This window comes from Chitinophaga oryziterrae (assembly GCF_009758125.1).
Classification (GTDB): Bacteria; Bacteroidota; Bacteroidia; order Chitinophagales; family Chitinophagaceae; genus Chitinophaga; species Chitinophaga oryziterrae.
On sequence record NZ_WRXO01000034.1, the window covers coordinates 1 to 965 of the forward strand.

Genomic DNA, 965 nt, shown 5'->3' on the forward strand with positions numbered 1-965 from the left:
ATTATCATGTGATTACTACCAGTAATACGGTAGCTGTCACCAGCAATAGTGCAACTGTTACTGTATACGCTCAGTTGGTGGCAGGAACGATTACGCCTTCATCAGCCAATATAGTTTATGCGAACAGCCCCGGATTGCTCACTGGTTCTACACCCACTGGGGGGAATGGTACGTACACTTACCAATGGCAATATTCAACAGACGGTACTACATGGACGAGTGACGCCGGAGCCACTGCCCAAAACTACACACCTGTCCCTGTAATTGTTACAACCCAGTATCGTAGGGCGGTAACCAGTAACGGTGTAACAGTCTACACAAGTCCGGCTATTTTTACTGTCTATCCGGCTTTACAAATTGGCGGTAATTCTTATCCAGACACTTTAATGGTCAACTTATATGGTGCATTTAGTTATTCACTCTATCCCGCTATCGGTGGGAATGGCATATATAACTATCAATGGCAGCGATCTACTAATGGAACTACCTGGACTGATATTAGCGGAGAAACATCTCTCAATTATACACCGAAGGGATTAACAGCGATTACTTATTTCAGGATGAAGGTTACCAGCCTTACTTTTACATTGTATACTGTTGCCAGTGTTGCGATTCCTCCTTTAAATGGTGGTTTGATCACCATTAATTCCCCTACCGTTACCAGTGGAGGAAGTGTTACTCTCAGCAGTGTACAGGTAGCAACAGGTGGGGGCTGTAGCAGCTACACTTACCAGTTTCAAAGTTCCCCTGATGAATATACCTGGACAAATTTGGCGTCACAGACTGTTAGCAGCATTACAAAGACGACCTGGTTCCGTAGACTGGCTGTTTGTGGTACGAATACAGTCGCTTCCAATTCTGTAAGAGTAAAAGTTGTAAATACATCCACATTCACACCGGATACAACTACCGGGGCGGCAGCGGGAAGCCAGACACTGATAGCCATGCCGGCTTATCCTGCAGGC

Annotated in this window: 1 protein-coding gene; it reads left to right on the forward strand. The window is 45.5% G+C overall.

Annotation, left to right across the window (positions count from 1 at the left end; genetic code table 11):
• The coding region (locus GO495_RS32830; RefSeq protein ID WP_205691382.1) for a hypothetical protein at positions 1-965 on the forward strand (965 nt) is incomplete at both ends.